This window comes from Streptomyces sp. NPDC054813 (assembly GCF_053611365.1).
On record NZ_JBSHAF010000003.1, the window covers coordinates 269318 to 295419 of the forward strand.

A 26102-nucleotide genomic window follows, 5' to 3' on the forward strand; every position below is an offset into this window, starting at 1 on the left:
CCCTCGGCCGTCGACGGCGAGGATGGTCCCGTACCCGTCCATGCGCCACAGACCGGTGGCGGCGCTGGTGTCCGGTGCCGCCCCCATGGCCGGCACGGCGAGGGCGAGGAGAAGAGCTGCGGTCCCGACGGCGTTTCGCACGATGGCGTCCTTCCACCCACACGCGACTGGCGTTTCCGCTCCTCACGGTGCCGGACGCCGAGGAGCTACGACCATCCGGCAGACGGGTGGGCCGGGGGTGGGGACAGCCTCAGGCCCGCGGCGCTCAGGCCTGCGGTGCGAAGAGCAGGTTCCGGGTGTGCGGCGGTCGGGGTGCCTTCCAGTGCACCAGCGAACCGTCGTGCTCGGCGATCCAGTGGACGTCGTAGCCGAGGGGTTCGAACTGGGCGATGAGGTCGTCGAGGTCGGCGTCGACCAGGGCCTCCATCACCAGCGTGGGCCGGTCGCGCCGCAGCACCTGCCGGGCTCCGCGCAGCACCGACATCTCGTGGCCCTCCACGTCGATCTTGACGAGGTCCAGCTTGGTGTCGGCGAACACCTCGTCGAGGGTGACGAGCTGGATGCGCTTGAGCTGGGCGTCGGGTGCAGCGCCCTCCAGGGTCGAACCGGTGGACAGCAGGTTCCCGGAGAACCGGACACTGATGTCAGCCCAGCCGGGCTCGCTGGAGACGCCGGCCTGGTGGAGCTTGACGTTCTGGACGCCGTTCGAGCGGACGTTCACGGACAGCCTCGAGTGGATCTGGTCGACCGGCTCGAAGGAGTGCACCTTCGCCTTCGGGGCGGCGTGCGCGGCGATCATCGAGAAGTAGCCGACATGGGCGCCGACGTCCGCGATCGTCGCGCTCCGCGCCGCCAGCCGGGACCAGGTGGCGAGGGTGCCGGGCTCGTAGCCGAACTTCCCGTTCCACAGGGTGTCCATGGCGACCGCATCGTCGTTCACGCAGAACATCACGAACGGCGGACAGTACGGCGAGTCGATCTCGACGTAGCCGCGGTACGGGAACTTCTTGCGGTGCACGCGGATGATGTCGCCGGTGGCCACGGGCCGGACCGATGGTGCGTGGGCCAGCATGCGGGCATTGGCTGCTTCGACCTCGGAAATGCGCATTGGGCGATGGTAAAGCCAGGGCCAGGAATTGTCACAGGGTCCGAAAATATTCCGTAAGGGCTGGTCACAGGCGCATGCGAGCGGCTATTTCATCCGGCAACCATTCCGAATAACTTGGAATTCACCTTTCCTTTCTCCTGAGGTGGGTCATTCTTCGCTCGAGCGGGTCAGGGCCTCGGTGATCAGCCGGGTGGCGAAGTCCTGGTCGTCGGTGAGCCGGTTGATATGCTCCGCGAGCAGCACGGCCGTAGCCTCCAGGGCGTTCATCTCGTCCTTGGTCCAGTCCCCGTACTGTCTGCGCCACAGGCTGGGGCTCAGGCCGGTGCCGGCCGCCACCAGCAGGCCGGTCATGGTGGGGATGACCTCGGGGCGGACGCTCTTGCGCATCATGCGGGTCGACGCCACGAAGCTGGGCACCACGTACTCGATCACGTCCCTGTCGTGGTCCTCGTACGCCATCCGCAGCCACTGCATGTACATGTAGATGAGGGTGCACGCGCCCTCCACCAGGTCGTCGACGCCCGTTGGCCCCATCGACGCGGTGAACTGGTCGATCAGCTCCTGCTGTTCGGGGTCGATCCCGGCCTTGCCGTCGTAGATGGACCTGAGCCGGGAGTCGATCATCATGAGCGCCGCACCCACGTCACCGGCGGGGGCGTACTCGGGATCGCAGGGCGATGACACAGGGCTCCCCCTCGGGTGACCGTGGGCAACACGACGTGTCCGTACGGTAACCCGCCGACGGGACGGCGGTCTAACAAAACCGGATGGAGCGCCCTACGGGCTGGCCGACGGCGTCCGTCCTGCGCCGCGTCCTCCGACCGCAGCCTCCACGCCCGTAGTTGCTCCGCTGCGAGCGGCCGTGAGCAGTCGCGTGAGACGGACGCCGCTGCGCGTGGGCGACAGCGGCCTGGAGGAGTCGCTCACGAGCCCGCCGGAGCGGAGCTACCGCTATGTCGGCCCCGCCGAGCTGGCCGCCGCGGTGACGCGGCCCACCGGCACCGGGGCAGGTATCGCATCCGCCGCCGACTTCGACTCGTGGGCCGGACGACAGTCGCCGACGGAGCTGGCCGAGCCGTTCACCTACGTCGTCGGCCTCGACGGCCGGATACGGCTGGCTCCCCGCCGTAGCGAGCACGTGGCCTGTCCGGGGGGAGGGGCGGTACTGGGCGCCGGGGAGATCACCTTCGTACGCGAGGCAGGGCACCGGCTGGTCGGCGAGGTCAGGAACCAGTCGACGGGCTACTGCCCCGACGTCACGTCGTGGCCCGCGGTCGCCCGCGCACTCGACGGCATCCCGCTCGGCCACCCCGCCCGCTTCATGCACGAGGTGGTGTTCCGGCGTTGCCCGCGCTGCGCGGAGCGCAACATCGTCCGCGAGTCCGACTTCGCCTGCGTCTTCTGCGGCGGCGAACTGCCGCAGACCTGGAACGTGGACCCCGGGGAATGACCGGCCGGGCGACCGGTCCCGGCTGAGCGCGTACTACTCCGCCTTCGGCCCGCCGCCACCCTGCTGCTGCTCCTCCGGCCGTACCGCGTCCTTCGCCTTCTTCGCGAGGTCGTCGTCCAGCTTCTTGAACTCGCGGACGACGGTGTCGGACATGTCGGCGAGCGAGTCGATCTGCTTGGTGATGTCCTCGCGGCCGTCGTGCCAGTTGGACTCGAAGTCGTCAAGGGCGTCGTAGACCGTGCCGCTGCCGACGTCGTCTTTGAAGGACTCGAACATCTTCTTGGTGTGGTTCAGACGTTCCTTGATGGAGCGCAGCTGACGGCCGTAGTCCTCCAGCTCGCTCAGCGGTATCGCGAGATCGCTCTTGCCTTTGCCCACGTGACCGTCCCCCGTTCGCGTGTCTCGTAGTCTGGGCCCGCACCGTACATCACACCATCAGACGGGGGACGACGTACACCATGGCCCGCTACATAGAAACGCTCACCATCGAGCGCGGCGGATTCCGGATCAAGGTGCCCGAGTCGTGGTGGGAGTTCGACGTCCGGCCGGAGTCGCGGGACGACTCGATCCGGCGGATGGTGAACGAGCGGGTGGCCCAGCACCCGGAACTGGCCCAGTACCGGGACACGTACGTCGGCTTCCTGCGCAAGTCCGCGGCCGACGCGTGGAAGTCGGGCGCGATGTACTGCGGCTGCATGGCGGAGAGCTTCGGCGGCGACACCCCGATCACGGGTTCGGTCACGGTGTCGCTGGTCGGCGGCCGGACGCGCGAGGGGGCGCCGCTCTCCAACGACCCGGCGGCCATCGCCGCCCAGCTCGCGCCGAAGGAGGCGAACCGGGAGGGCGACTCCTGGCGCAAGGTGACGACCGTCGACATCCCCGGCGTGGGCCCGGCCGCCCGGACGTACGGCATCGAGGACATCCCGGTCCCCGAGGACAGCCTCAACCGCACGATCCGCGCGGTCCTGATGCAGACGTTCATCCCGGTCCCCGGCCAGGAGGGCAAGGTCGCCCTGGTCGCCGGCAGCAGCCAGGTCCTCGACCTCGCCGACTCCTTCTTCGACATCTTCGACGCGATCACGTCGACGTTCCGCTTCGCGGACTGAGCGGGCCGGCTCCTTGGACTGGGAGAGCGGCGAAGGCCTGCTGGGGCTCGACGATCCTGAAGAGTGGGATGCCGCGTTCGAGCGCGGCGAGGACCATCTCGGCACGGCGGTGATCGGGCTGGCGTTCCACTGCCCGCTGGAGGCGGCGTCGCCCCGGATCGTCAAGGTGATGGGGTTCCGGGACGGACTCCAGCGAACGAACGCCTTCGTCGCGGCCGGGCACGCGGCACGGCTCAACCGACGGCTGACTCCGGAACTGTTCGAGGCCTTGCGCGCCGAAGGCCTCGGCGGCGTCGCCGAGCACCCGATCAGGGACACGCTGGCCTTCGTGCCGTACCGGGACCTGCCACCGTGGTTCAAGCGCCGGCGCAGGTACGTCACGGTGCGCGACAAGCTGGAGTACTGCTGGCTGCGCTCCCCGGACGCGATCGAAGACGGCTGGCGGACCTTGCGCGGCCGCAGCCACCGGTGAACGGATGGAGCAGTGACGACCACCGCACACGAAGAGCTGCTACGACTCGTACCACCACCGCCGGGGTCCGCATCCCTCTCCGCAAGAAGTTCGCGAACAGACGGCCAGGACTGAACACAGCGACTTCGCCGAACACTTCGGCTGAGCCGAGAGGATGCTTACGTGCCTTCGAAAACGCGTGACGAGCTCATTCGGCTGGTTCAGCAGATCATGGACGCGCGCCTCCCCGAGCGGGAACATGACGCGCTGCTGGAGGGACTGAAGCAGAGTGTCCTGCATCCCCGGGTGAGCGACTTGATCTACTACTCGGACCCGGAGCTCACGGCTGAGGAAGTGGTGGACCAGGCTCTGGCCTACCGTCCGATCGCGTTGTGAGCCTGTCCCGCTGGGCCTCACCTCGAACGGCCGTTCCTTGTAAGTTCGCGTGTGCACAGGCTTGTTGACGGGGCGTACGCGACGGGGGTTGCGGGTTATCGGCCGGCGGACTGGCATCCACTCGACCTCGACAGGGACCCCACCCCGGGTGACCCGCAGCGTGTCCGTTCCCTCGCGAAGCAGTTGCATGACTTCGCCGACGATGTCTCCGACGCCCTGCGCCTGGTCAAGGGCATGGCCGGCGAGGACACCCTTCTCCAGTGGGCGGGCAAGTCGGCGGAGGTGTTCAAGGAGCAGTTCAAGGACGTCCCGAAGAACCTGAAGAAGCTGAAGAAGTCGTACGAACTGCGCGGCGACGCGCTCGCGGACTACTGGCCCAAGCTGGAGCGCGCGCAGGCCCTGGCCGACAAGGCCCTGGTCAAGGCGAAGGAAGCCCAGAGCGACCTCTCCTCCGCCAAGTCCCGGCTGTCCTCGGCCGATTCGTGGGTGACCCGGGCCGGCAAGGAAGCGGACAAGTACAAGGACGATCCCACCGGCAGCAAGTCGGACGGTGACAAGCCGGACGAGGCGAAGGTGCGGGCCGCCACCCGGGACGTGCAGAGCGCCAAGTCCGCGCACACCAAGGCGCAGTCGGACGTCACCAGCGCGCAGAACGCCCTCGACGCGGCGAAGAAGATGGCCGAGGACGCCCGGAAGATGCGGGACGACGCGGCGGGTGAGGCGAAGCGGAAGATCGACGAGGCGTCCGACGCGGGGATTCCGAACCGGCACTGGTGGCAGGACGTGGGTCACTGGTTCGAGGGCAACTGGGACACCATCGTCACCGTCTGCAAGGTCGTCGTCGCGGTCGTCGGGATCATCGCGATGATCATCGGCGGGCCGATCCTCGGCGCGATCGTCCTCGTCGCCGCCCTCGTCGTGCTCGCCGACACGCTCTACAAATACTCCAAGGGCCAAGCGTCTCTATGGGATGTGGCGTTCGCGGCGCTGGACTGCATACCCGGCGGCAAGGGCATCACCAGCCTCGGCAAGCTCGCCAAGGGGCTGAAGGAGATGAAGAACCTCCGCGGCGGCATGAAGGCCATGAGCCTCGCCGTCCGCGGGCTGGGCAAGAGCGGGCGCCGGATGCTCGACGACGCCCTCACCGGTGGGAAGGACGCGCTCGGCCGCCTGAAGTCGCGGATCCGGGGCTGTGGCGACCCTATCGACATGGCGACCGGCTGGATGTTCCTCACGCAGACGGATCTGAATCTCCCCGGAACCCTGCCGCTGGGTCTGTCCCGGCAGGTGGCGTCCGGATACCGGACAGGCTGGTGGTTCGGGCCGTCCTGGGCATCCACGATCGACCAGCGCCTGGAGATCGACGAGCAAGGCGTCGTCTTCGTCACCGAGGACGGCCGGCTGCTGGCGTACGCGCATCCCGCCGATCCCGACACCCCGACGTTGCCGGCGACCGGGCCCCGCTGGCCCCTCCGCCGTCTCGACGGCGGTGGGTACCGGGTGCAGGATCCCGCGTCCGGCCTGACCCGCCACTTCGGCAGGCCCGCCGACGGGCTCTGCCCTCTGCTGCGGATAGCGGACCGCCACGGCAACGCCGTCGAGTTCGACTACGCCCCCGACGGGGCGCCGGCCGCCATCCGGCACACGGGTGGCTACCACGTGAGAATCACGACCGAAGGCCGGCGCGTGACGGCGCTCCACCTGGTGGGCGCGGCCGAGGACGGCACGGACACCGAGGTCATGCGGTACGGCTACACGGACGGCGATCTCACCGAGGTCGTCAACTCGTCCGCCCTGCCGCTGCGGTACGGCTACGACGACAGACTGCGCGTCACTTCGTGGACGGACACCAACGGAAGCACCTACACCTACGCGTACGACGAGCGGGACCGGTGCGTGGCGCAAGGCGGCGAAGCCGGGCACCTGACGGCCGTCCTCGACTACGACGGCACCGACGACGCCTGGCCCGGAAAGCGCATCACGACCTACACCGACTCCGAAGGAGCGGTCACCCGCTTCGTGGTCGACGAGCGGTTCCTGATCGAGGCCGAGATCGACGCATGCGGTGGTGTGACGGTCAACGAGTACGGCAGCGGCCAGCAGCTGGTGACGTGGACGGACGCCCTGGGGCACTCGACACGCTTCACCCACGGACCCGACGGCCGGCTCACCGCCGCCACCCGTCCGGACGGGGCGACGACGCACTACTCCTACACCGACAGAGGACAGCTGGCGACCGTCGTGCTGCCGGGCGGTGCATCGCTCGCGAGGGAGTACGACAGTCGCGGCAACTGCGTCGCGGTCACCGATCCCCTCGGCGCCACGACGCGCTACGAGTACGACGACACGGGTGCTCTCGTGGGTGTCGTCGACGCGTTGGGCTCCAGGACACGGCTGACGAACAACCCGAGCGGACTGTGCGTCGAGTTGGCGGACCCGCTGGGCAACCGGGTGACGAAGGCGTACGACGCCTTCGGCCGGGTCCGCAGCGTCACGGACCCGGAGGGAAGGGTCACCCGCTATCGATGGACGCCTGAGGGAAAGCTCGCCAGGAGGGTCGGCCCGGACGGGGCGGCCGAAACGTGGGAGTACGACGGAGAGGGCAACTGCACCCGTCACGTGGACGCGGGCGGCGGTGTCACGACGTACGAGTACACGCATTTCGACCTGTTGAGCGCGCGTACCGACCCGAAACCTGACCACGGTCACCGACCCAAGAGGGCTGACCTGGGAGTACACCTATGACGCGGCAGGCCGGCTGATCGGTGAGAAGGACTTCGAGGACCGTCGGGTCACCTACGTCCGGGACGCCGCAGGCCGGCTCGTCGCCCGCACCAACCCACTCGGGCAGACCGTCCGCTACAGCCTGGACGCGGTCGGCCGGACCGTCGCGAAGGACGCCGCCGGCACGGTCACCTCGTACGCGTACGACGCCAACGGCCTGCTGAGCCGAGCCCTGGGCCCGGGCTGCGAGATGGTCCGGCACCGGGACCGCGCAGGACGCGTCACCGCCGAGACGATCAACGGCCGTACGCTCGCTTTCCGTTACGACGCCCGGGGACGCCGCAGCGTACGCACCACACCGGCCGGCGCGGTGGCCGAGTACACGCTCGACGCGGCAGGACGGACCACGTCACTGACCACCTCGGGGCACCGCCTCGACTTCGCCCACAACGCGGCGGGACGCGAGACATCGCGCCTCATCGGCGACTCACTGCTGCTGGAACACAGCTGGGATCCGGCGGGTCGCCTCGTCGGCCAGAGGCTGTCGGCGGCAGGCGAGACAGTGGAGCAGCGCGCCTACTCGTACCGCCCCGACGGCTACCTGGTGGGTATGGCGGACACGCTGACCGGGCCGACCTCGATCGACCTCGACACCGCCGGGCGCGTCACCGGCGTGCGTGCACATGACTGGGTCGAGTCCTACGCCTACGACGAGGCCGGCAACCAGGTCGAAGCGACGTGGCCGCACCATGGCGCGGGCCCGGTGCGGTACGAGTTCGACGGGGCCGGGCGGGTGATCGCCAGGCGCAAGCGCCTCCTGTCACGCAAGGCGGATGTCTGGTCCTACGCATGGGATGCCGAGGACCGGCTGACCTCCGTCACCACACCGGACGGGACGGTCTGGCGGTACGCCTACGACCCCATGGGACGCCGGATGTCGAAGACGAAGTGCGCGGCCGACGGCGTGACGCCGGTCGAGGTCACGCGATTCGTCTGGGACGGCGAGATCCTGACCGAGCAGACCACGGTCGCCGACGACCTGCCGCACCCCGTCACCCTGACCTGGGACCACGATGGTCTGCGCCCGCTCGCGCAGACGGAACGCATCACCGACACGGCGACCCGTGAGGACATCGACTCCCGGTTCTTCGCCATCGTCACCGACATCATCGGTGCTCCCACCGAACTCGTGGACGAGGCCGGCACGGTCTCGTGGCGATCGAGGAGGACGACGTGGGGTGTCACGGCCCAGGCCGCCGACAGCACCGCGTTCACACCACTGCGCTTCCCCGGGCAGTACCACGACCCGGAGACGGGCTTCCACTACAACTTTCACCGGTACTACGACCCGGAAACCGGCCGGTACGCCTCTCAGGACCCGGTAGGCCTCGAGTTCGCCTTCAACCCGGTCACCTATGTCCACAACCCGTGGCGATGGGTCGACCCACTCGGCCTGGGACCGTGCAACGGCGTATACGCACACAACGGGAACGTCCACTATCTGCCGTTGGATGCCGACGGGCGGGCGACCGGAGTCAATGCCGTGATCTCGAAGGACATGCTCGACACCGGAACCTCCGCGGCTCAGGATGTCCACCCGTCCGGATGGAGCGGGCACGGTACGAAATTCAATGAAGGCCGCGGGCATCTGCTGGCGGATCGCCTGGGAGGAAGGGGGGATCTGGAGGAGAACCTGGTGACTCTGACTCAGGACCCCACCAATACCCCGATCATGCGAGATCAGATCGAGCAAAAGATCTATGACGCGGTGGACGCCGGCGAGACCGTCAGGTACGAGGTTCGAGCCCACTATCCTGAACCGGGCGACGTGGCACCCCATAAACTGACGTTCCACGCCCGGGGGGATAAAGGGTTCACCCTCGACGAAGAACTGGAGAACCCTGCCGGTATGTTCGGACTCGGAGAGACGGAGCTGCTGTGACCGCACGAGAAGAGTTGCTGCGACTGGTGCCGCCTCCGGCGGACGTAGCGACGGACATCGACTGGGAGCGAGTCGAGGACGAGCTGGGGATCTCGCTGCCCGACGACTACAAATGGCTGGCGGAGCGGTACGGGTCCGGATCCTTCGATCAATTCATGACCATCTTGCATCCGAGTTCCCGGTTCTACCCGACGCGCCTCGTCGACGCAGCTGAACGTGCGGCTGAACTCCTGGAGCAAATGCCTGAGAGTCTGCAGAAGAAAGTCCCGTACGCGATCGATGACCTACTGGCGGCTGGAAAAACCGACAATGGTGACACGATCTATTGGATTACCAGTCCCGAAGGCGATCCGAACGCGTGGACTGTGACCGCGAACGGAGCCCGCAACACAAAGTGGCCGCACTTCGAAGGCGGAATCGTGGAATTCCTTGTGGCCATCCTGTCCGGGACGACGCGGTTGGATGTGTTTCCCAGTGACTTTCCGCATCCGCACCCGGTCTTCACTCCGGACCCGGATCCGAGCGCCCTTCGTCGCCGATGAAAGGCGGGGCGGGATAACCGTCCTGCCCGAAGGCGCGCACGATGTAGATGCCATGCCCGCAGTCCCCGCACCGCACGTCCGCGTACCCCGTCCTGCCCGTGCGGCTGCCCACTTCCCGGCACGTCAGGGCCTGAGCGTCGCAGTGCGGGCAGCGAGCGGCCCTCACCTCGACCTCGCCGCGCAGGATCTCCCTGCCCACCACCGACCACCTGTTGTCGTGCCCCGCGTCCATCCACCGACCTCCAAGAGGCGACCTCGCCGGAGCGACTCTCGCAACGACACCCGCAACCTTCAACGGTGCCCCGGCTCCGGCCGCACGCCGGACAAGGCTCCCCCGGCAGGTTGCAGGAAGGCCGCATGAGTGCGGAAGGCATGGTCGACGTGAGCGCTGAACTGAGTCGGCTGGCCGATGTCGACGGGCTCACCGGACAGGCCGTCGAGGCGGTGCTCGCCGGTGCGGGGTGGGCGGGGGAGCGCAGGAATCCCGCGAAGGCGCGGGCGACCACCTGGCGGCGCGACGGTGCGAGCGCCTGGGTGCAGGGGGACGCGCCCGTGGAGGTGCAGTTCACTCTCTGGCACCGCGACGTCGAGGACGAGCGGCCGGACCCGGACACCTACGTCGAAGAGCTGTACGACGTTGCCCTGGCCGAGCTGCCGGCCGTCGTCGCGCAGCTGACCTCAGGAGCCCTCGGGCCCCGGCTCCGGGAGTCCGACCGGGACCTGACCGGCGGCGAGGACTTCGTCGACCATCGTGCGTGGACGGTCGCGGACAAGGCTGTACTGGCCGGGGTGAAGCACAGTGACACCGACGCGCCGGTCCAGCTCGTGGTCGTGGTGCGCGAAGACGACCCGGACGCCGACGCCGAGGACGGCGAGGAAGAGGACTGGTCGTGACGGGAGTCGGCGGGCGCCCGGGTCGACCTCGTGTTTGACCTACGTCACCCTGGGGGTATTCTCTCCCGCTCGATTGGCCAGCCCCGTGTCCCGTATGGCAGACTGTCGGAGTTGCTCGGTCGAGTGTTGATGCTGCGCGCCTCCCGCCGGGAGGACCGGAAGCGAGTCCCACAGTACTCGTCGTCCTAACTGCCACTACGGCAGCACTGGGGCGGACGTACGGGAATCTTTCGGGAAGTGGAGTGCGGCACCGATCAGGCGCCCGGTGGGCCTTCCGCCCCCGGCTTGCGGTTCCGGAAGGGCCGTGTGCATTCCCCGCAGGGATGTTCGAACAAGGGGCATCTGTGTCAGCGGGAGCGCGACACGCCCGACCGCGTGGGTCGGAGAGAACGAAGGCAGCAGAAGGAATCCGCCGGGTTCCGGAGCGTAAGAAGAGACAGGACTACTGAGTAGCCATGGCGGGACAGAAGATCCGCATCCGGCTCAAGGCCTACGACCACGAGGTCATCGACTCTTCGGCGAAGAAGATCGTCGAGACGGTGACCCGCACTGGTGCGTCGGTCGCGGGCCCGGTGCCGCTGCCCACTGAGAAGAACGTGTACTGCGTCATCAAGTCGCCGCACAAGTACAAGGACTCGCGCGAGCACTTCGAGATGCGCACGCACAAGCGCCTGATCGACATCCTCGACCCGACCCCCAAGACCGTTGACTCTCTGATGCGACTCGACCTCCCGGCCGGTGTCGACATCGAGATCAAGCTCTGAGGGTCGGTGATCTGAGAATGGCTAAGCAGATCAAGGGCATCCTGGGCGAGAAGCTCGGCATGACGCAGGTGTGGGACGAGAACAACCGTGTCGTCCCGGTCACCGTCGTCAAGGCCGGCCCCAACGTCGTCACCCAGGTCCGTACCAACGACGTCGACGGCTACGAGTCCGTCCAGCTCGCCTTCGGCGAGATCGACCCGCGCAAGGTGAACAAGCCCCTCAAGGGCCACTTCGCGAAGGCCGACGTCACCCCCCGTCGTCACCTTGTCGAGATCCGGACGGCCGACGCCACCGAGTACACCCTCGGTCAGGAAGTCACCGCCGAGGTCTTCGAGGCCGGCGTGAAGGTCGACGTCACCGGCAAGAGCAAGGGCAAGGGCTTCGCCGGTGTCATGAAGCGTCACAACTTCAAGGGCCTCGGCGCCGGTCACGGCACCCAGCGCAAGCACCGCTCTCCCGGTTCCATCGGTGGCTGCGCCACCCCGGGCCGCGTGTTCAAGGGCCTCCGCATGGCGGGTCGCATGGGCAACGAGCGGGTCACCACCCAGAACCTGACCGTCCACGCCGTTGACGCGGAGAAGGGTCTGCTGCTCATCAAGGGCGCGGTTCCCGGTCCGAACGGCGGCCTCGTCCTGGTCCGCACCGCGGCCAAGGGGGCCTGAGGTACCGATGAGCACTGTTGACATCCTTTCGCCCGCTGGCGAGAAGGCCGGTAGCGTCGAGCTCCCCGCGGAGATCTTCGACGTAGAGAAGGTCAGCGTTCCGCTGCTTCACCAGGTCGTCGTCGCACAGCTGGCCGCTGCCCGCCAGGGCACCCACAAGACGAAGACCCGTGGCGAGGTCCGTGGTGGCGGCAAGAAGCCGTACCGCCAGAAGGGCACCGGTCGCGCCCGTCAGGGTTCGACCCGCGCCCCGCAGTTCGCCGGCGGTGGCGTCGTCCACGGCCCGCAGCCGCGTGACTACTCGCAGCGCACCCCGAAGAAGATGAAGGCTGCCGCTCTGCGTCACGCCCTCACCGACCGGGCGCGCCACAACCGCATCCACGTCGTCTCCGGCGTGGTCGAGGGCGAGAACCCCAGCACCAAGGCCGCTCGCACGCTGTTCGGCAAGATCTCGGAGCGCAAGAACCTGCTCCTGGTCGTCGACCGCGCCGACGAGGCCGCGTGGCTGTCCGCCCGCAACCTGCCCCAGGTCCACATCCTGGAGCCGGGCCAGCTGAACACGTACGACGTTCTCGTCTCGGACGACGTGGTCTTCACCCAGGCCGCTTTCGAGTCCTTCGTCGCCGGCCCGAAGGCCAACGACACCGAAGGGACCGAGGTCTGATGGCTACCCGTCACCCGAGCATCGCCTCGAAGGCTGCCAAGGCCGCCAAGGCCGCGCGCGTCGCCAAGGCGCGCCGCCACGAGGCCGAGGGCAAGAACACCGTCGAGACCCCGCTGAGCAAGTCCTTCACGGACCACCGTGACGTGCTGCTCAAGCCGGTCGTCTCGGAGAAGAGCTACGCGCTTCTCGACGAGGGCAAGTACACGTTCATCGTCGCCCCGGGCGCCAACAAGACCCAGATCAAGCAGGCCGTCCAGGCGGTCTTCGACGTCAAGGTCACCGGGGTCAACACCCTCAACCGCCAGGGCAAGCGCAAGCGCACCAAGACCGGTTTCGGTCAGCGCGCGGGCTCCAAGCGCGCGATCGTGACCCTCGCCGAGGGCGACCGTATCGACATCTTCGGCGGTCCGTCCGCGTAAGCGGGTCGGATCGTCCGATATCGGACGAGGACTGAGAAATGGGAATCCGCAAGTACAAGCCGACTACGCCGGGCCGTCGTGGCGCCAGCGTCGCCGACTTCGTCGAGGTCACGCGGTCCACGCCGGAGAAGTCGCTGGTCCGCCCGCTGCACAGCAAGGGCGGCCGTAACAACGCCGGTCGTGTGACCGTTCGCCACCAGGGTGGCGGACACAAGCGCGCCTTCCGAGTGATCGACTTCCGTCGTCACGACAAGGACGGCGTGCCGGCGAAGGTCGCGCACATCGAGTACGACCCCAACCGCACCGCGCGCATCGCGCTGCTGCACTACGCGGACGGCGAGAAGCGCTACATCCTCGCCCCGCGCAACCTGCAGCAGGGCGACACCGTGGAGAACGGTCCCGGGGCCGACATCAAGCCGGGCAACAACCTGGCCCTCCGCAACATCCCGGTCGGTACCACGATCCACGCGATCGAGCTCCGTCCCGGTGGTGGCGCCAAGTTCGCCCGTTCCGCGGGCGCCTCGGTGCAGCTGCTCGCCCGTGAGGGCGCCATGGCGACCCTCCGTATGCCGTCCGGCGAGATCCGCATGGTGGACGCGCGCTGCCGCGCCACCGTCGGTGAGGTCGGCAACGCCGAGCAGAGCAACATCAACTGGGGCAAGGCCGGCCGCAAGCGGTGGCTGGGCGTTCGCCCGACCGTCCGTGGTGTCGTCATGAACCCGGTCGACCACCCGCACGGTGGTGGTGAGGGCCGGACGTCCGGTGGTCGTCACCCCGTCTCCCCGTGGGGCAAGAAGGAAGGTCGTACTCGTTCGCCCAAGAAGGCGTCGAACAAGTACATCGTCCGCCGCCGCAAGACGAACAAGAAGCGTTAAGGACTGGTTGAGATGCCTCGTAGCTTGAAGAAGGGGCCCTTCGTCGACGACCACCTGATCAAGAAGGTGGACGCCCAGAACGAAGCCGGCACCAAGAACGTCATCAAGACCTGGTCCCGCCGCTCGATGATCGTCCCGGCCATGCTGGGTCACACCCTCGCGGTGCACAACGGCAAGATCCACATCCCGGTGTTCGTCACCGAGTCGATGGTCGGCCACAAGCTCGGCGAGTTCTCGCCGACCCGCACCTTCCGGGGCCACGTCAAGGACGACCGGAAGTCGAAGCGCCGCTAGTAGCGGATCGCATTCAGACACGTAAGTAACTGAGAGGGACAACCATGGAAGCCAGGGCCCAGGCGCGGTACATCCGCGTTACGCCCATGAAGGCCCGCCGCGTGGTGGACCTTATCCGTGGCATGGATGCCACGGAGGCTCAGGCTGTTCTGCGATTCGCTCCGCAGGCAGCCTCCGTGCCGGTCGGCAAGGTGCTCGACAGCGCCATCGCCAACGCCGCGCACAACTACGACCACACCGACGCCGACAGCCTCTTCATCTCCGAGGCGTACGTCGACGAGGGTCCGACCCTGAAGCGGTTCCGTCCGCGTGCTCAGGGCCGTGCCTACCGGATCCGCAAGCGGACCAGCCACATCACCGTGGTCGTCAGCAGCAAGGAAGGAACCCGGTAATGGGCCAGAAGGTTAACCCGCATGGGTTCCGGCTCGGTGTCACCACGGACTTCAAGTCCCGGTGGTACGCCGACAAGCTGTACAAGGACTACGTCAAGGAAGACGTCGCCATCCGTCGGATGATGACGTCCGGCATGGAGCGCGCCGGTATCTCGAAGGTCGAGATCGAGCGCACCCGTGACCGCGTCCGCGTGGACATCCACACCGCGCGTCCGGGCATCGTCATCGGCCGCCGCGGCGCCGAGGCCGACCGCATCCGCGGTGACCTGGAGAAGCTGACCGGCAAGCAGGTCCAGCTGAACATCCTCGAGGTCAAGAACCCGGAGACGGACGCTCAGCTGGTGGCCCAGGCCGTCGCCGAGCAGCTGTCCTCCCGCGTCTCCTTCCGTCGGGCCATGCGCAAGAGCATGCAGTCCGCCATGAAGGCCGGCGCCAAGGGCATCAAGATCCAGTGCGGTGGCCGCCTCGGCGGCGCCGAGATGTCCCGCTCGGAGTTCTACCGCGAGGGCCGTGTGCCCCTGCACACGCTCCGCGCGAACGTGGACTACGGCTTCTTCGAGGCCAAGACGACCTTCGGCCGCATCGGTGTGAAGGTCTGGATCTACAAGGGCGACGTCAAGAACATCGCCGAGGTCCGCGCCGAGAACGCCGCTGCCCGCGCCGGCAACCGCCCGGCCCGTGGTGGTGGCGCTGGTGACCGCCCGGCCCGTGGTGGCCGTGGTGGCGAGCGGCGCGGTCGCAAGCCGCAGCAGGCTCCCGCTGCCGAGGCCCCCCAGGCCGAGGCCGCTGCCGCTCCGGCTGCTGAGAGCACCGGAACGGAGGCCTGACCGACATGCTGATCCCCCGTAGGGTCAAGCACCGCAAGCAGCACCACCCGAAGCGTCGTGGTGAGGCCAAGGGCGGTACCACGGTCGCGTTCGGCGAGTACGGCATCCAGGCCCTCACGCCGGCGTACGTGACCAACCGCCAGATCGAGGCGGCCCGTATCGCGATGACCCGCCACATCAAGCGTGGCGGCAAGGTCTGGATCAACATCTACCCGGACCGCCCGCTGACGAAGAAGCCTGCCGAGACCCGCATGGGTTCCGGTAAGGGTTCTCCGGAGTGGTGGATCGCGAACGTGCACCCGGGCCGGGTCATGTTCGAGCTGTCCTACCCCAACGAGAAGATCGCCCGTGAGGCCCTGACTCGCGCAGCCCACAAGCTGCCGATGAAGTGCCGGATCGTCAAGCGCGAGGCAGGTGAAGCGTGATGTCGGCCGGTACCAAGGCGTCCGAGCTGCGCGAGCTGGGCAACGAGGAGCTTCTTGGCAAGCTCCGCGAGGCCAAGGAAGAGCTGTTCAACCTCCGCTTCCAGGCGGCGACGGGTCAGCTCGAGAACCACGGTCGGCTCAAGGCCGTCCGTAAGGACATCGCGCGGATCTACACCCTGATGCGTGAGCGCGAGCTGGGCATCGAGACGGTGGAGAGCGCCTGATGAGCGAGAGCAACGTGACTGAGAACACTGAGGCGCGCGGCAGCTTCCGCAAGACCCGTGAGGGTCTCGTCGTCAGCGACAAGATGGACAAGACCGTCGTCGTCGCCGTCGAGGACCGCGTCAAGCACGCGCTGTACGGCAAGGTCATCCGCCGTACGAACAAGCTCAAGGCACACGACGAGCAGAACGCCGCGGGCGTCGGCGACCGTGTCCTCCTCATGGAGACCCGGCCGCTGTCCGCGACGAAGCGCTGGCGCGTCGTCGAGATCCTCGAGAAGGCCAAGTAAGTCTCCTGCGGGGCACCCCTCGCAGGACAGTTCCGCCAGGCTCCGGGGGCCGTTCCTCTGAACGGCCCCCGGGGAACCGGCAGACACACAGGAGATAGACGTGATCCAGCAGGAGTCGCGACTGCGCGTCGCCGACAACACGGGGGCGAAGGAAATCCTTTGCATCCGTGTGCTCGGTGGCTCCGGTCGCCGCTACGCGGGCATCGGTGACGTCATCGTCGCCACCGTCAAGGACGCGATCCCCGGCGGCAACGTGAAGAAGGGTGACGTCATCAAGGCGGTCATCGTTCGCACCGTCAAGGAGCGCCGCCGTCCGGACGGCTCGTACATCCGGTTCGACGAGAACGCCGCCGTCATTCTGAAGAACGACGGCGACCCTCGTGGTACCCGTATCTTCGGCCCGGTCGGCCGTGAGCTGCGCGAGAAGAAGTTCATGAAGATCATCTCGCTGGCTCCGGAGGTGCTGTAAGCATGAAGATCAAGAAGGGCGACCTGGTCCAGGTCATCACCGGTAAGGACAAGGGCAAGCAGGGCAAGGTCATCGCGGCCTACCCCCGCGAGGACCGCGTCCTGGTCGAGGGTGTCAACCGGGTCAAGAAGCACACCAAGGCCGGCCCGACCGCTCGCGGTTCGCAGGCCGGCGGCATCGTCACGACCGAGGCGCCCGTCCACGTCTCCAACGTCCAGCTGGTCGTTGAGAAGGACGGCAACAAGGTTGTCACGCGTGTCGGTTACCGCTTCGACGACGAAGGCAACAAGATCCGCGTTGCCAAGCGGACGGGTGAGGACATCTGATGGCTACCACCACTGCTCCGCGTCTGAAGCTGAAGTACCGCGAGGAGATCGCGGGCAAGCTGCGTGACGAGTTCAAGTACGAGAACGTCATGCAGATCCCCGGCCTCGTCAAGATCGTGGTCAACATGGGTGTCGGCGACGCCGCCCGTGACTCGAAGCTGATCGAGGGCGCGATCCGCGACCTGACCACCATCACCGGTCAGAAGCCGGCCGTCACCAAGGCCCGCAAGTCCATCGCGCAGTTCAAGCTGCGTGAGGGTCAGCCGATCGGTGCCCACGTCACGCTCCGTGGCGACCGCATGTGGGAGTTCCTGGACCGCACCCTGTCGCTCGCGCTGCCGCGCATCCGCGACTTCCGTGGTCTGTCCCCCAAGCAGTTCGACGGCCGTGGCAACTACACCTTCGGTCTCACGGAGCAGGTCATGTTCCACGAGATCGACCAGGACAAGATCGACCGCACCCGGGGTATGGACATCACCGTGGTGACCACGGCGACCAACGACGCTGAGGGCCGCGCGCTCCTTCGTCACCTCGGCTTCCCCTTCAAGGAGGCGTGAGCGAGATGGCGAAGAAGGCTCTGATTGCCAAGGCTGCTCGCAAGCCGAAGTTCGGTGTGCGTGGCTACACCCGCTGCCAGCGTTGTGGCCGCCCGCACTCCGTGTACCGCAAGTTCGGCCTGTGCCGCGTGTGCCTTCGTGAGATGGCTCACCGTGGCGAGCTGCCGGGCGTGACCAAGAGCTCCTGGTAATCCCCCTTTTAGGGATTCCGGAGGCTCTCGGTAAGCAATGGGCGTGTCAGGCGCCCACCCCTTCATGGCTTAGGCTTGGAGGGTTGGGCGCCTGACAGTCGCCCGTACGACTTACTACGCCGTAGGTCCACCGCGCCGCACCCGCCCCGTCTCGGATCGGGGAGAGGGATGGCGCACCAGGAAACCCCGGCGAGAGAGGCCACAGGCCAATTCATGACCATGACTGATCCGATCGCAGACATGCTGACGCGTCTGCGGAACGCGAACTCGGCGTACCACGACTCCGTGACGATGCCGGCGTCCAAGATCAAGTCTCACATCGCGGAGATCCTCCAGCAGGAGGGCTTCATCACGGGCTGGAAGGTCGAGGACGCCGAGGTCGGCAAGAACCTCGTCCTGGACCTGAAGTTCGGTCCCAACCGTGAGCGCTCCATCGCGGGCATCAAGCGGATCTCCAAGCCCGGTCTCCGGGTGTACGCGAAGTCCACCTCCCTGCCCAAGGTGCTGGGCGGCCTCGGCGTGGCGATCATCTCCACGTCGCACGGGCTCCTCACCGACAAGCAGGCCGGCAAGAAGGGCGTAGGCGGGGAAGTCCTCGCCTACGTCTGGTAGCAGAAGGGAACGGAGGAAACAGCTATGTCGCGTATCGGCAAGCTCCCCATCGCGGTTCCCGCCGGCGTGGACGTCACCATCGACGGTCGCACGGTGAAGGTCAAGGGCCCCAAGGGCGAGCTGACCCACACCATCGTGGCTCCGATCGACATCGCCAAGGGCGAGGACGGCACTCTCGCGGTGACCCGCCCCAACGACGAGCGTCAGAGCAAGGCCCTGCACGGCCTGTCCCGCACGCTGGTGGCGAACATGATCACCGGCGTGACCCAGGGTTACGTGAAGAAGCTCGAAATCAGTGGTGTCGGTTACCGCGTGACCGCCAAGGGCGCGAACCTCGAGTTCGCGCTCGGTTACAGCCACCCGATCCTGGTCGAGGCCCCCGAGGGCATCTCCTTCAAGGTGGAGAACCCGACCCGCTTCCAGGTCGAGGGCATCGACAAGCAGAAGGTCGGCGAGGTTGCGGCCAACATCCGCAAGCTGCGCAAGCCCGACCCGTACAAGGCCAAGGGCGTCAAGTACGAGGGCGAAGTCATCCGCCGCAAGGTCGGAAAGGCGGGTAAGTAAGCCATGGCATACGGACAGAAGATCCTCAAGGGCGACGCCTACAAGCGCGCCGCGATCAAGCGCCGCCACATCCGGATCCGTAAGAACATTTCCGGTACGGCGGAGCGTCCCCGTCTGGTAGTTACCCGCTCGAACCGCCACATCGTGGCCCAGGTGATCGACGACATCAAGGGTCACACCCTGGCGTCGGCGTCCACGCTGGACACCTCGGTCCGCGGTGGCGAGGGTGACAAGTCCGCGCAGGCCAAGCAGGTCGGCGCTCTGGTCGCCGAGCGTGCCAAGGCCGCCGGTGTCGAGGCCGTGGTGTTCGACCGTGGTGGCAACCAGTACGCGGGGCGCATCGCCGCCCTGGCGGACGCCGCCCGCGAAGCCGGGCTCAAGTTCTGAGCCGCTTGTAGCTAGCGGAAAGAGAGAGGTAATCCAATGGCTGGACCCCAGCGCCGCGGTGGCGGTGCCGGTGGCGGCGAGCGGCGGGACCGGAAGGGCCGTGACGGCGGCGCTGCTGCCGCCGAGAAGACCGCGTACGTTGAGCGCGTTGTCGCGATCAACCGCGTCGCCAAGGTTGTGAAGGGTGGTCGTCGCTTCAGCTTTACCGCGCTGGTCGTGGTGGGCGACGGTGACGGCACCGTGGGTGTCGGTTACGGCAAGGCCAAGGAGGTGCCGGCCGCCATCGCCAAGGGTGTTGAGGAGGCCAAGAAGCACTTCTTCAAGGTCCCCCGTATCCAGGGCACCATCCCGCACCCGATCCAGGGTGAGAAGGCCGCGGGCGTCGTCCTGCTCAAGCCGGCTTCCCCCGGTACCGGTGTTATCGCCGGTGGCCCGGTGCGTGCCGTGCTCGAGTGCGCCGGCGTTCACGACATCCTGTCGAAGTCCCTGGGCTCCGACAACGCGATCAACATCGTGCACGCGACCGTGGCGGCCCTCAAGGGCCTGCAGCGTCCCGAGGAGATCGCGGCCCGCCGCGGTCTGCCCCTCGAGGACGTCGCCCCCGCGGCTCTCCTTCGTGCACGTGCCGGGGCGGGTGCGTAATGGCTCGCCTCAAGGTCACGCAGACGAAGTCGTACATCGGCAGCAAGCAGAACCACCGTGACACCCTGCGGTCTCTTGGTCTCAAGGGGATCAACACCGTGGTCGTCAAGGAGGACCGCCCCGAGTTCCGCGGAATGGTGCACACCGTCCGCCACCTCGTGACGGTCGAGGAGGTCGACTGATCATGGCGGAGAACAACCCGCTCAAGATCCACAACCTCCGTCCCGCCCCGGGCGCCAAGACCGCCAAGACCCGTGTGGGTCGTGGTGAGGCGTCGAAGGGTAAGACGGCTGGTCGTGGTACCAAGGGTACGAAGGCCCGTTACCAGGTTCCGGAGCGCTTCGAGGGTGGCCAGATGCCCCTCCACATGCGTCTTCCGAAGCTGAAGGGCTTCAAGAACCCGTTCAAGACCGAGTTCCAGGTCGTGAACCTCGACAAGCTGGCCGCGCTGTACCCGGAGGGTGGCGAGGTCACCGTCGAGGGGCTCGTCGCCAAGGGTGCCGTTCGCAAGAACAGCCTCGTCAAGGTGCTCGGCCAGGGTGAGGTCTCCGTGGCGCTCCAGGTGACGGTCGACGCCGTCTCCGGCTCCGCCAAGGAGAAGATCACCGCCGCCGGCGGCACCGTCACCGAGCTCGTCTGAGCCCGGTAGACACCTGACCCAGGTCAGCGGAAACGGCCGGGGACGGCCCTCGCAAGAGGGCGTCCCCGGCCGTTCTCATTTCACGGCGCCACGGGCGTTTTCACGGCCCTACGGGCGTTCCGCCGCCGCTGCTTCCCGCCACACGGGTGATGGTCACGACCTGTTCGCCGGAATTCGTGCCGCGGTGGTGGCGGAGGCCGAGAGCACGCAGGCGCGATGGAGACGCCGTGCACGGGCGGCTGCGTGGTGGGGCGCCCGGGACGTCGTCCAGCCCGGGATGCGGCTCGGGGGCGGCGGCAAACGCCGTGTGGCCCCGTGCTTCACGACAGGAGGCCACGCGGACCGATGCGGACGTCGGCCGGTCGGCCGTGGCGGATTCGGCACCCGAACTCGGAGTGCAGGGGGCGGAAGCAGGCCGACGGCGCACGTGTTCGAGACATTGCTCCGGAAGAGCCATGCGGAACGGTGTCCCGCAGGGACCTCTATATGGGTAGGCTGGGCCGCTGGTATCCAGCGCCGTCTTGGCATGCCGTAATCTCGTTCCACCGGCCATCAAACCCTTAGTCATCCACCTCACGCGCGCACACGCGGGGGTCGCAGGAGGCACCGTGCTCACCGCGTTCGCCCGGGCGTTCAGGACGCCCGACCTGCGCAAGAAACTGGTCTTCACGCTGGCCATCATCGTGGTCTACCGGGTCGGCACCCATATCCCGATCCCCGGCGTCAACTACAAAGCCGTTCAGACGTGTGTGAACGAGGCCTCCGGCAACCAGGGCCTGTTCGGTCTCGTCAACATGTTCAGCGGTGGTGCGCTGCTCCAGATCACGATCTTCGCGCTCGGCATCATGCCGTACATCACCGCCAGCATCATTCTGCAGCTGCTGACCGTGGTCATCCCGCGCCTGGAAGCCCTGAAGAAGGAGGGCCAGGCGGGCACGACGAAGATCACCCAGTACACCCGTTACCTGACGGTGGCACTGGCCATCCTGCAGGGCACCGGCCTGGTCGCCACCGCCCGCAGCGGCGCCCTCTTCAACGGCTGCACGGTCGCCTCCAGCATCGTGCCGGACCAGGCGATCTTCACCACCATCACGATGGTGATCTGCATGACCGCCGGTACGGCCGTCGTCATGTGGCTCGGTGAGCTGATCACCGACCGCGGCATCGGCAACGGCATGTCGATCCTGATGTTCATCTCGATCGCCGCGACCTTCCCGTCCGCGCTGTGGGCCATCAAGAAGCAGGGCACCCTGGCCGGCGGCTGGATCGAGTTCGGCAGCGTCATCGCGGTCGGCCTGATCATGGTCGCCCTGGTGGTCTTCGTCGAGCAGGCCCAGCGCCGGATCCCGGTCCAGTACGCGAAGCGCATGATCGGCCGCCGGTCGTACGGCGGTACGTCGACGTACATCCCGCTCAAGGTGAACCAGGCCGGTGTGATCCCGGTCATCTTCGCTTCGTCGCTGCTCTACATCCCGGCACTGGTCGCCCAGTTCGCGGGCGGGAACTCGGGCTGGAAGACCTGGGTCGAGACGAACCTGACCAAGGGCACCCACCCGGTTTACATCGTTTCGTACTTCTTGCTCATCGTTTTCTTCGCGTTCTTCTATGTCGCCATCTCCTTCAACCCCGAAGAAGTAGCCGACAACATGAAGAAGTATGGTGGCTTCATCCCGGGCATCCGGGCTGGCCGACCGACCGCTGAGTACCTCTCGTACGTGCTCAACCGGATCACCTGGCCGGGTTCGCTGTATCTGGGGCTGATCGCTCTCGTACCGACGATGGCGTTGGTTGGTTTTGGGGCAAGCAACAACTTCCCGTTCGGTGGTACCAGCATCCTCATCATCGTGGGTGTGGGACTGGAGACGGTGAAGCAGATCGAGAGCCAGCTTCAGCAGCGCAATTACGAAGGGTTCCTCCGCTGATGCGAATCGTCCTCGTCGGGCCGCCTGGTGCCGGTAAGGGAACGCAAGCCGTTCGCCTCGCCGAGAAGCTGAAGATCCCGCACATCTCCACGGGCGACCTGTTCCGGGCCAACATCAGCCAGCAGACGGATCTCGGGAAACTCGCGAAGTCCTACATGGACGCCGGCAACCTCGTCCCGGACGAGGTCACCATCGCCATGGCCAAGGACCGCATGGAGCAGCCGGACGCGACCGGCGGTTTCCTGCTGGACGGGTTCCCGCGCAACGTCTCGCAGGCCGAGGCGCTCGACGAGCTGCTGAAGAGCGAGGGCATCAAGCTCGACGCCGTACTCGACCTCGAGGTCCCGGAGGACGAGGTCGTCAAGCGGATCGCGGGCCGCCGCATCTGCCGCAAGGACAACGGCCACGTCTTCCACGTGACGTACAGCCCGCCGAAGGTCGAGGGTGTCTGCGACATCTGCGGCGGCGAGCTCTACCAGCGCGACGACGACTCCGAGGACACCGTCCGTACGCGGCTGGAGGTCTACCACACGCAGACCGAGCCCATCATCGACTACTACAAGTCGCAGGGCCTGGTCCGCACGATCTCCTCGCTGGGCCCGGTGGACGAGATCACCCGTCGGGCGCTGGAAGCGCTGGGGCGGGACGAGGACGAAAAGAAGTAGTTCTGCGGCGGTTCCGGCCGCGGTGCCCCCTCGGGTGCCGCGGCCGTACTGTTGTACAGGTATCCGGATGACGTTGACGTGAGTGACGGAGAGCGCAGGCCCCCCATGGTGCAGATCAAGACCCCCGAGCAGATCGCCAAGATGCGGGCGGCGGGCCTGGTCGTAGCCGCCATCCACGCGGCCACCCGCGAAGTGGCGGTCCCCGGTGCCAGCACCAAGGACCTGGACGAGGTGGCCCGCAAGGTCCTCGCCGAGCACGGCGCCAAGTCGAACTTCCTCGGGTACGGCGGCTTCCCGGCCACCATCTGCACGTCCGTCAACGACGTGGTCGTCCACGGCATCCCGGCCGACAACGTCGTCCTCAAGGACGGCGACATCATCTCCATCGACTGCGGTGCGATCGTCGACGGCTGGCACGGTGACGCCGCCTACACGGCCTTCGTGGGCTCCGGTCACGCTCCGGAGCTGATCGAGCTCTCCCGGGTGACCGAGGAGTCGATGTGGGCCGGCATCGCGGCGATGAAGCAGGGGAGCCGGCTCGTCGACGTCTCCCGGGCGATCGAGACGTACATCCGCCGGCAGCCGAAGCCCGGCGGCGGCCGGTACGGGATCATCGAGGACTACGGCGGCCACGGCATCGGCACCGAGATGCACATGGACCCGCACCTGCTGAACTACGTCGACCGGCGGCGGGGGAAGGGGCCGAAGCTGGTCCCCGGGTTCTGCCTGGCCATCGAGCCGATGGTGTCGCTGGGCACGCCGCGGACCGAGGTGCTGGAGGACGACTGGACGGTCATCACGACCGACGGGACCTGGTCCTCGCACTGGGAGCACAGCGTTGCGCTGACCGAAGAGGGTCCCCTGGTGCTGACGTCTCCCGACGGGGGCCGGGCGAAGCTGGCCGAGCATGGGATCACGGCTGCGCCGGATCCGCTGGCCTGAGCATTTTTCGACGCTGTGGCCGGGTGGGGGCTGAGCGCGCAGTTCCCCGCGCCCCTGACAGGGGCGCTTCAGCGCACGGCGCTTAATGATCTGCTCTGTGGGGCAGACTTCACCGATTCGTCTTTCCGGGTGCGCTGACGTAGACTGACTCGTCGGCTCTCGTGCACCCGCATGTCCGCATGCGCCCGAAAGGGAAAACGCGGGAGTCGATCAAGGTAGTCGATTCGAAGGGCGAAGCGTGGCCAAGAAGCAAGGTGCCATCGAGATCGAGGGCACTGTCGTCGAGTCTCTTCCGAACGCGATGTTCAAGGTCGAGCTCCAGAACGGCCACCAGGTCCTGGCACACATCAGCGGCAAGATGCGTATGCACTACATCCGCATCCTCCCTGACGACCGGGTCGTGGTGGAGTTGTCTCCGTACGACCTGACGCGTGGCCGGATCGTCTACCGATACAAGTAGATCTTGCCCAGGTCCCGTGTGAGCGGGGCTGCCGGCAACTGACCCGGAGAACCTCAATCCCATGAAGGTCAAGCCGAGCGTCAAGAAGATCTGCGACAAGTGCAGGGTGATCCGCCGTCACGGTCGGGTCATGGTCATCTGCGAGAACCCGCGCCACAAGCAGCGCCAGGGCTGACGCACGACCGATCCCTCTGCATCCATCGCAGAGATTCGCGCGACGCAAGCTGAATTTGTTCATACGCAGGGCCCGAGCCCCACACGGCTCGACACCCCCGGTTCGGAGGCCGGGGACCCAGGTCGTACCTACTCTTTGAAACAGAAGAGGCCGGCGGCTGGGATCCGGTCCTGCGGAAGACCTCCGAAGATCACCAGGAGCCATTGAAGTGGCACGCGTTTCCGGTGTTGACATCCCGCGCGAAAAGCGTGTGGAAGTCGCCCTCACCTACGTGTTCGGCATCGGCCGTACGCTCTCCCAGCTGACGCTGGCCGAGACCGGCATCGACCCGAACACCCGCGTCCGTGACCTGACTGAAGAGCAGCTGGTCGCGATTCGTGAGTACGTCGACAACAACATCAAGACCGAGGGTGACCTCCGTCGCGAGATCCAGGCCGACATCCGCCGCAAGGTCGAGATCGGCTGCTACCAGGGTCTGCGTCACCGCCGCGGTCTGCCCGTCCGCGGTCAGCGCACCAGCACCAACGCCCGCACCCGCAAGGGCCCGCGTCGCGCCATCGCCGGCAAGAAGAAGCCGGGCAAGAAGTAGTCCTCAGCGGACAACGCTTCATCAGCGGTCTTCGCTGTAGGACCGACCACCTCCCCGTAGGAGTTACTAGATGCCCCCCAAGGGTCGTCAGGGCGCTGCCAAGAAGGTGCGCCGCAAGGAAAAGAAGAACGTCGCTCACGGCCACGCGCACATCAAGAGCACGTTCAACAACACGATCGTCTCCATCACGGACCCGTCCGGCAACGTGATCTCCTGGGCCTCCGCCGGCCACGTCGGCTTCAAGGGCTCCCGGAAGTCCACGCCGTTCGCCGCGCAGATGGCCGCCGAGTCGGCTGCCCGCCGCGCCCAGGAGCACGGCATGCGCAAGGTCGACGTGTTCGTGAAGGGCCCGGGTTCCGGTCGTGAGACCGCGATCCGTTCCCTGCAGGCCACGGGCCTCGAGGTCGGCTCCATCCAGGACGTCACCCCGACCCCGCACAACGGCTGCCGTCCGCCGAAGCGCCGCCGCGTCTGACGCGACGCCTTCGGGCCTGAGGTTTCCGGGCGGTACGGCT

Annotated in this window: 37 protein-coding genes and 2 pseudogenes; 36 read left to right on the top strand and 3 right to left on the bottom strand. The window is 67.0% G+C overall.

Annotation, left to right across the window (positions count from 1 at the left end; translation table 11 throughout):
* Nucleotides 1-265: 265 nt before the first annotated feature.
* Together ACWGJB_RS07315 and ACWGJB_RS07320 are read right to left on the bottom strand one after the other, a co-directional pair.
* Nucleotides 266-1108, bottom strand: coding sequence for an FkbM family methyltransferase (locus tag ACWGJB_RS07315; protein WP_453379260.1), 843 nt, complete (start codon nt 1106-1108; stop codon nt 266-268).
* A gap of 147 nt (nt 1109-1255) precedes the next feature.
* Nucleotides 1256-1792 carry a hypothetical protein gene (locus ACWGJB_RS07320; protein WP_453379261.1) on the bottom strand — a complete coding sequence of 179 codons (537 nt, stop codon included), beginning with the start codon at nt 1790-1792 and terminating at the stop codon, nt 1256-1258.
* 286 nt (nt 1793-2078) lie between these two features.
* On the opposite strand from ACWGJB_RS07320, the gene ACWGJB_RS07325 reads away from it, so the two are divergent.
* A complete protein-coding gene (locus ACWGJB_RS07325) occupies nt 2079-2558 on the top strand; it encodes a hypothetical protein (RefSeq protein ID WP_453379465.1) in 480 nt (159 codons plus the stop codon).
* Between the two features lie 33 nt (nt 2559-2591).
* Here ACWGJB_RS07325 and ACWGJB_RS07330 read toward each other — a convergent pair whose 3' ends face one another.
* Nucleotides 2592-2936, bottom strand: coding sequence for a hypothetical protein (locus ACWGJB_RS07330; RefSeq protein ID WP_453379262.1), 345 nt, complete (start codon nt 2934-2936; stop codon nt 2592-2594).
* 80 nt (nt 2937-3016) lie between these two features.
* Between ACWGJB_RS07330 and ACWGJB_RS07335 the strand changes: the two genes are divergently transcribed.
* From ACWGJB_RS07335 to rpsK, 35 genes and pseudogenes are all read left to right on the top strand, one after another.
* Nucleotides 3017-3664: a hypothetical protein gene (locus tag ACWGJB_RS07335; RefSeq protein WP_453379263.1), complete on the top strand. Its 648-nt coding sequence runs from the start codon at nt 3017-3019 to the stop codon at nt 3662-3664.
* A 13-nt stretch (nt 3665-3677) separates the two neighbouring features.
* The gene (locus ACWGJB_RS07340) at nt 3678-4136 is read left to right on the top strand and encodes a hypothetical protein (protein WP_453379264.1); all 459 of its coding nucleotides are present in this window, start codon (nt 3678-3680) and stop codon (nt 4134-4136) included.
* Nucleotides 4137-4298: 162 nt separating this feature from the next.
* Nucleotides 4299-4511 (top strand): bacteriocin immunity protein, encoded by a 213-nt coding sequence (locus ACWGJB_RS07345; protein WP_453379265.1) that lies wholly within the window; start codon nt 4299-4301, stop codon nt 4509-4511.
* A 51-nt stretch (nt 4512-4562) separates the two neighbouring features.
* Nucleotides 4563-8700: pseudogene (locus ACWGJB_RS07350) on the top strand (RHS repeat-associated core domain-containing protein); the annotation flags it as partial.
* Between the two features lie 69 nt (nt 8701-8769).
* A pseudogene (locus ACWGJB_RS07355) lies at nt 8770-9177 on the top strand (DNA/RNA non-specific endonuclease); the annotation flags it as partial.
* Nucleotides 9174-9719 carry an SMI1/KNR4 family protein gene (locus ACWGJB_RS07360; RefSeq protein ID WP_453379266.1) on the top strand — a complete coding sequence of 182 codons (546 nt, stop codon included), beginning with the start codon at nt 9174-9176 and terminating at the stop codon, nt 9717-9719. The pseudogene ACWGJB_RS07355 and the gene ACWGJB_RS07360, both read left to right, overlap by 4 nt.
* Nucleotides 9720-10076: 357 nt before the next feature.
* Nucleotides 10077-10613: a hypothetical protein gene (locus ACWGJB_RS07365; RefSeq protein ID WP_453379267.1), complete on the top strand. Its 537-nt coding sequence runs from the start codon at nt 10077-10079 to the stop codon at nt 10611-10613.
* Nucleotides 10614-11068: 455 nt separating this feature from the next.
* A complete protein-coding gene (rpsJ, locus tag ACWGJB_RS07370) occupies nt 11069-11377 on the top strand; it encodes a 30S ribosomal protein S10 (RefSeq protein WP_003948644.1) in 309 nt (102 codons plus the stop codon).
* A gap of 17 nt (nt 11378-11394) precedes the next feature.
* Nucleotides 11395-12039, top strand: a complete 645-nt coding sequence (rplC, locus tag ACWGJB_RS07375) for a 50S ribosomal protein L3 (protein ID WP_132890200.1) — start codon at nt 11395-11397, stop codon at nt 12037-12039.
* Nucleotides 12040-12046: 7 nt separating this feature from the next.
* On the top strand, nt 12047-12703 hold the full coding sequence (rplD, locus tag ACWGJB_RS07380) for a 50S ribosomal protein L4 (RefSeq protein WP_352223083.1): 657 nt from the start codon (nt 12047-12049) through the stop codon (nt 12701-12703).
* On the top strand, nt 12703-13122 hold the full coding sequence (gene rplW / locus ACWGJB_RS07385) for a 50S ribosomal protein L23 (protein ID WP_362562744.1): 420 nt from the start codon (nt 12703-12705) through the stop codon (nt 13120-13122). The genes rplD and rplW overlap by 1 nt, the downstream gene beginning before the upstream one ends.
* A 38-nt stretch (nt 13123-13160) precedes the next feature.
* A complete protein-coding gene (gene rplB / locus ACWGJB_RS07390; RefSeq protein ID WP_189268841.1) occupies nt 13161-13997 on the top strand; it encodes a 50S ribosomal protein L2 in 837 nt (278 codons plus the stop codon).
* A gap of 12 nt (nt 13998-14009) precedes the next feature.
* A complete protein-coding gene (rpsS, locus tag ACWGJB_RS07395; RefSeq protein ID WP_052580781.1) occupies nt 14010-14291 on the top strand; it encodes a 30S ribosomal protein S19 in 282 nt (93 codons plus the stop codon).
* A 44-nt stretch (nt 14292-14335) separates the two neighbouring features.
* On the top strand, nt 14336-14683 hold the full coding sequence (rplV, locus tag ACWGJB_RS07400) for a 50S ribosomal protein L22 (RefSeq protein ID WP_003974262.1): 348 nt from the start codon (nt 14336-14338) through the stop codon (nt 14681-14683).
* Nucleotides 14683-15510 carry a 30S ribosomal protein S3 gene (rpsC, locus tag ACWGJB_RS07405; RefSeq protein WP_093499641.1) on the top strand — a complete coding sequence of 276 codons (828 nt, stop codon included), beginning with the start codon at nt 14683-14685 and terminating at the stop codon, nt 15508-15510. Before rplV ends, rpsC begins: the two co-directional genes overlap by 1 nt.
* A gap of 5 nt (nt 15511-15515) precedes the next feature.
* Nucleotides 15516-15935, top strand: a complete 420-nt coding sequence (rplP, locus tag ACWGJB_RS07410; protein WP_030788270.1) for a 50S ribosomal protein L16 — start codon at nt 15516-15518, stop codon at nt 15933-15935.
* Nucleotides 15935-16159, top strand: a complete 225-nt coding sequence (rpmC, locus tag ACWGJB_RS07415) for a 50S ribosomal protein L29 (protein ID WP_030174543.1) — start codon at nt 15935-15937, stop codon at nt 16157-16159. The genes rplP and rpmC overlap by 1 nt, the downstream gene beginning before the upstream one ends.
* Complete coding sequence (gene rpsQ, locus ACWGJB_RS07420) at nt 16159-16446, top strand: 30S ribosomal protein S17 (protein ID WP_189268843.1); 288 nt, start codon at nt 16159-16161, stop codon at nt 16444-16446. The genes rpmC and rpsQ overlap by 1 nt, the downstream gene beginning before the upstream one ends.
* 100 nt (nt 16447-16546) lie before the next feature.
* The gene (gene rplN, locus ACWGJB_RS07425) at nt 16547-16915 is read left to right on the top strand and encodes a 50S ribosomal protein L14 (RefSeq protein WP_003992364.1); all 369 of its coding nucleotides are present in this window, start codon (nt 16547-16549) and stop codon (nt 16913-16915) included.
* A 2-nt stretch (nt 16916-16917) separates the two neighbouring features.
* Nucleotides 16918-17241, top strand: a complete 324-nt coding sequence (rplX, locus tag ACWGJB_RS07430) for a 50S ribosomal protein L24 (RefSeq protein WP_030967306.1) — start codon at nt 16918-16920, stop codon at nt 17239-17241.
* Nucleotides 17241-17798: a 50S ribosomal protein L5 gene (rplE, locus tag ACWGJB_RS07435; RefSeq protein ID WP_093499638.1), complete on the top strand. Its 558-nt coding sequence runs from the start codon at nt 17241-17243 to the stop codon at nt 17796-17798. The genes rplX and rplE overlap by 1 nt, the downstream gene beginning before the upstream one ends.
* 5 nt (nt 17799-17803) lie before the next feature.
* Nucleotides 17804-17989: a type Z 30S ribosomal protein S14 gene (locus ACWGJB_RS07440; RefSeq protein WP_003948630.1), complete on the top strand. Its 186-nt coding sequence runs from the start codon at nt 17804-17806 to the stop codon at nt 17987-17989.
* Between the two features lie 213 nt (nt 17990-18202).
* On the top strand, nt 18203-18601 hold the full coding sequence (gene rpsH / locus ACWGJB_RS07445; protein WP_089099428.1) for a 30S ribosomal protein S8: 399 nt from the start codon (nt 18203-18205) through the stop codon (nt 18599-18601).
* A 24-nt stretch (nt 18602-18625) separates the two neighbouring features.
* Nucleotides 18626-19165 carry a 50S ribosomal protein L6 gene (gene rplF / locus ACWGJB_RS07450; protein ID WP_360487416.1) on the top strand — a complete coding sequence of 180 codons (540 nt, stop codon included), beginning with the start codon at nt 18626-18628 and terminating at the stop codon, nt 19163-19165.
* Between the two features lie 3 nt (nt 19166-19168).
* Nucleotides 19169-19552: a 50S ribosomal protein L18 gene (rplR, locus tag ACWGJB_RS07455; RefSeq protein ID WP_089099426.1), complete on the top strand. Its 384-nt coding sequence runs from the start codon at nt 19169-19171 to the stop codon at nt 19550-19552.
* A gap of 36 nt (nt 19553-19588) precedes the next feature.
* Nucleotides 19589-20194 (top strand): 30S ribosomal protein S5, encoded by a 606-nt coding sequence (gene rpsE, locus ACWGJB_RS07460; RefSeq protein ID WP_016645168.1) that lies wholly within the window; start codon nt 19589-19591, stop codon nt 20192-20194.
* The gene (gene rpmD / locus ACWGJB_RS07465; protein ID WP_006376032.1) at nt 20194-20376 is read left to right on the top strand and encodes a 50S ribosomal protein L30; all 183 of its coding nucleotides are present in this window, start codon (nt 20194-20196) and stop codon (nt 20374-20376) included. Before rpsE ends, rpmD begins: the two co-directional genes overlap by 1 nt.
* Nucleotides 20377-20378: 2 nt before the next feature.
* Nucleotides 20379-20834, top strand: coding sequence for a 50S ribosomal protein L15 (gene rplO, locus ACWGJB_RS07470; RefSeq protein WP_007443991.1), 456 nt, complete (start codon nt 20379-20381; stop codon nt 20832-20834).
* A gap of 608 nt (nt 20835-21442) precedes the next feature.
* Nucleotides 21443-22756 carry a preprotein translocase subunit SecY gene (secY, locus tag ACWGJB_RS07475; protein ID WP_453379268.1) on the top strand — a complete coding sequence of 438 codons (1314 nt, stop codon included), beginning with the start codon at nt 21443-21445 and terminating at the stop codon, nt 22754-22756.
* Nucleotides 22756-23421, top strand: coding sequence for an adenylate kinase (locus tag ACWGJB_RS07480; protein WP_453379269.1), 666 nt, complete (start codon nt 22756-22758; stop codon nt 23419-23421). Before secY ends, ACWGJB_RS07480 begins: the two co-directional genes overlap by 1 nt.
* A gap of 105 nt (nt 23422-23526) precedes the next feature.
* On the top strand, nt 23527-24363 hold the full coding sequence (map, locus tag ACWGJB_RS07485; RefSeq protein ID WP_453379270.1) for a type I methionyl aminopeptidase: 837 nt from the start codon (nt 23527-23529) through the stop codon (nt 24361-24363).
* Nucleotides 24364-24601: 238 nt separating this feature from the next.
* Nucleotides 24602-24823 carry a translation initiation factor IF-1 gene (gene infA / locus ACWGJB_RS07490; protein WP_003948620.1) on the top strand — a complete coding sequence of 74 codons (222 nt, stop codon included), beginning with the start codon at nt 24602-24604 and terminating at the stop codon, nt 24821-24823.
* 61 nt (nt 24824-24884) lie between these two features.
* On the top strand, nt 24885-24998 hold the full coding sequence (rpmJ, locus tag ACWGJB_RS07495; protein ID WP_003998809.1) for a 50S ribosomal protein L36: 114 nt from the start codon (nt 24885-24887) through the stop codon (nt 24996-24998).
* A 208-nt stretch (nt 24999-25206) separates the two neighbouring features.
* Nucleotides 25207-25587 carry a 30S ribosomal protein S13 gene (gene rpsM, locus ACWGJB_RS07500; RefSeq protein WP_020941684.1) on the top strand — a complete coding sequence of 127 codons (381 nt, stop codon included), beginning with the start codon at nt 25207-25209 and terminating at the stop codon, nt 25585-25587.
* Between the two features lie 70 nt (nt 25588-25657).
* A complete protein-coding gene (gene rpsK / locus ACWGJB_RS07505) occupies nt 25658-26062 on the top strand; it encodes a 30S ribosomal protein S11 (RefSeq protein ID WP_003956432.1) in 405 nt (134 codons plus the stop codon).
* The last annotated feature ends 40 nt before the right edge of the window (nt 26063-26102 follow it).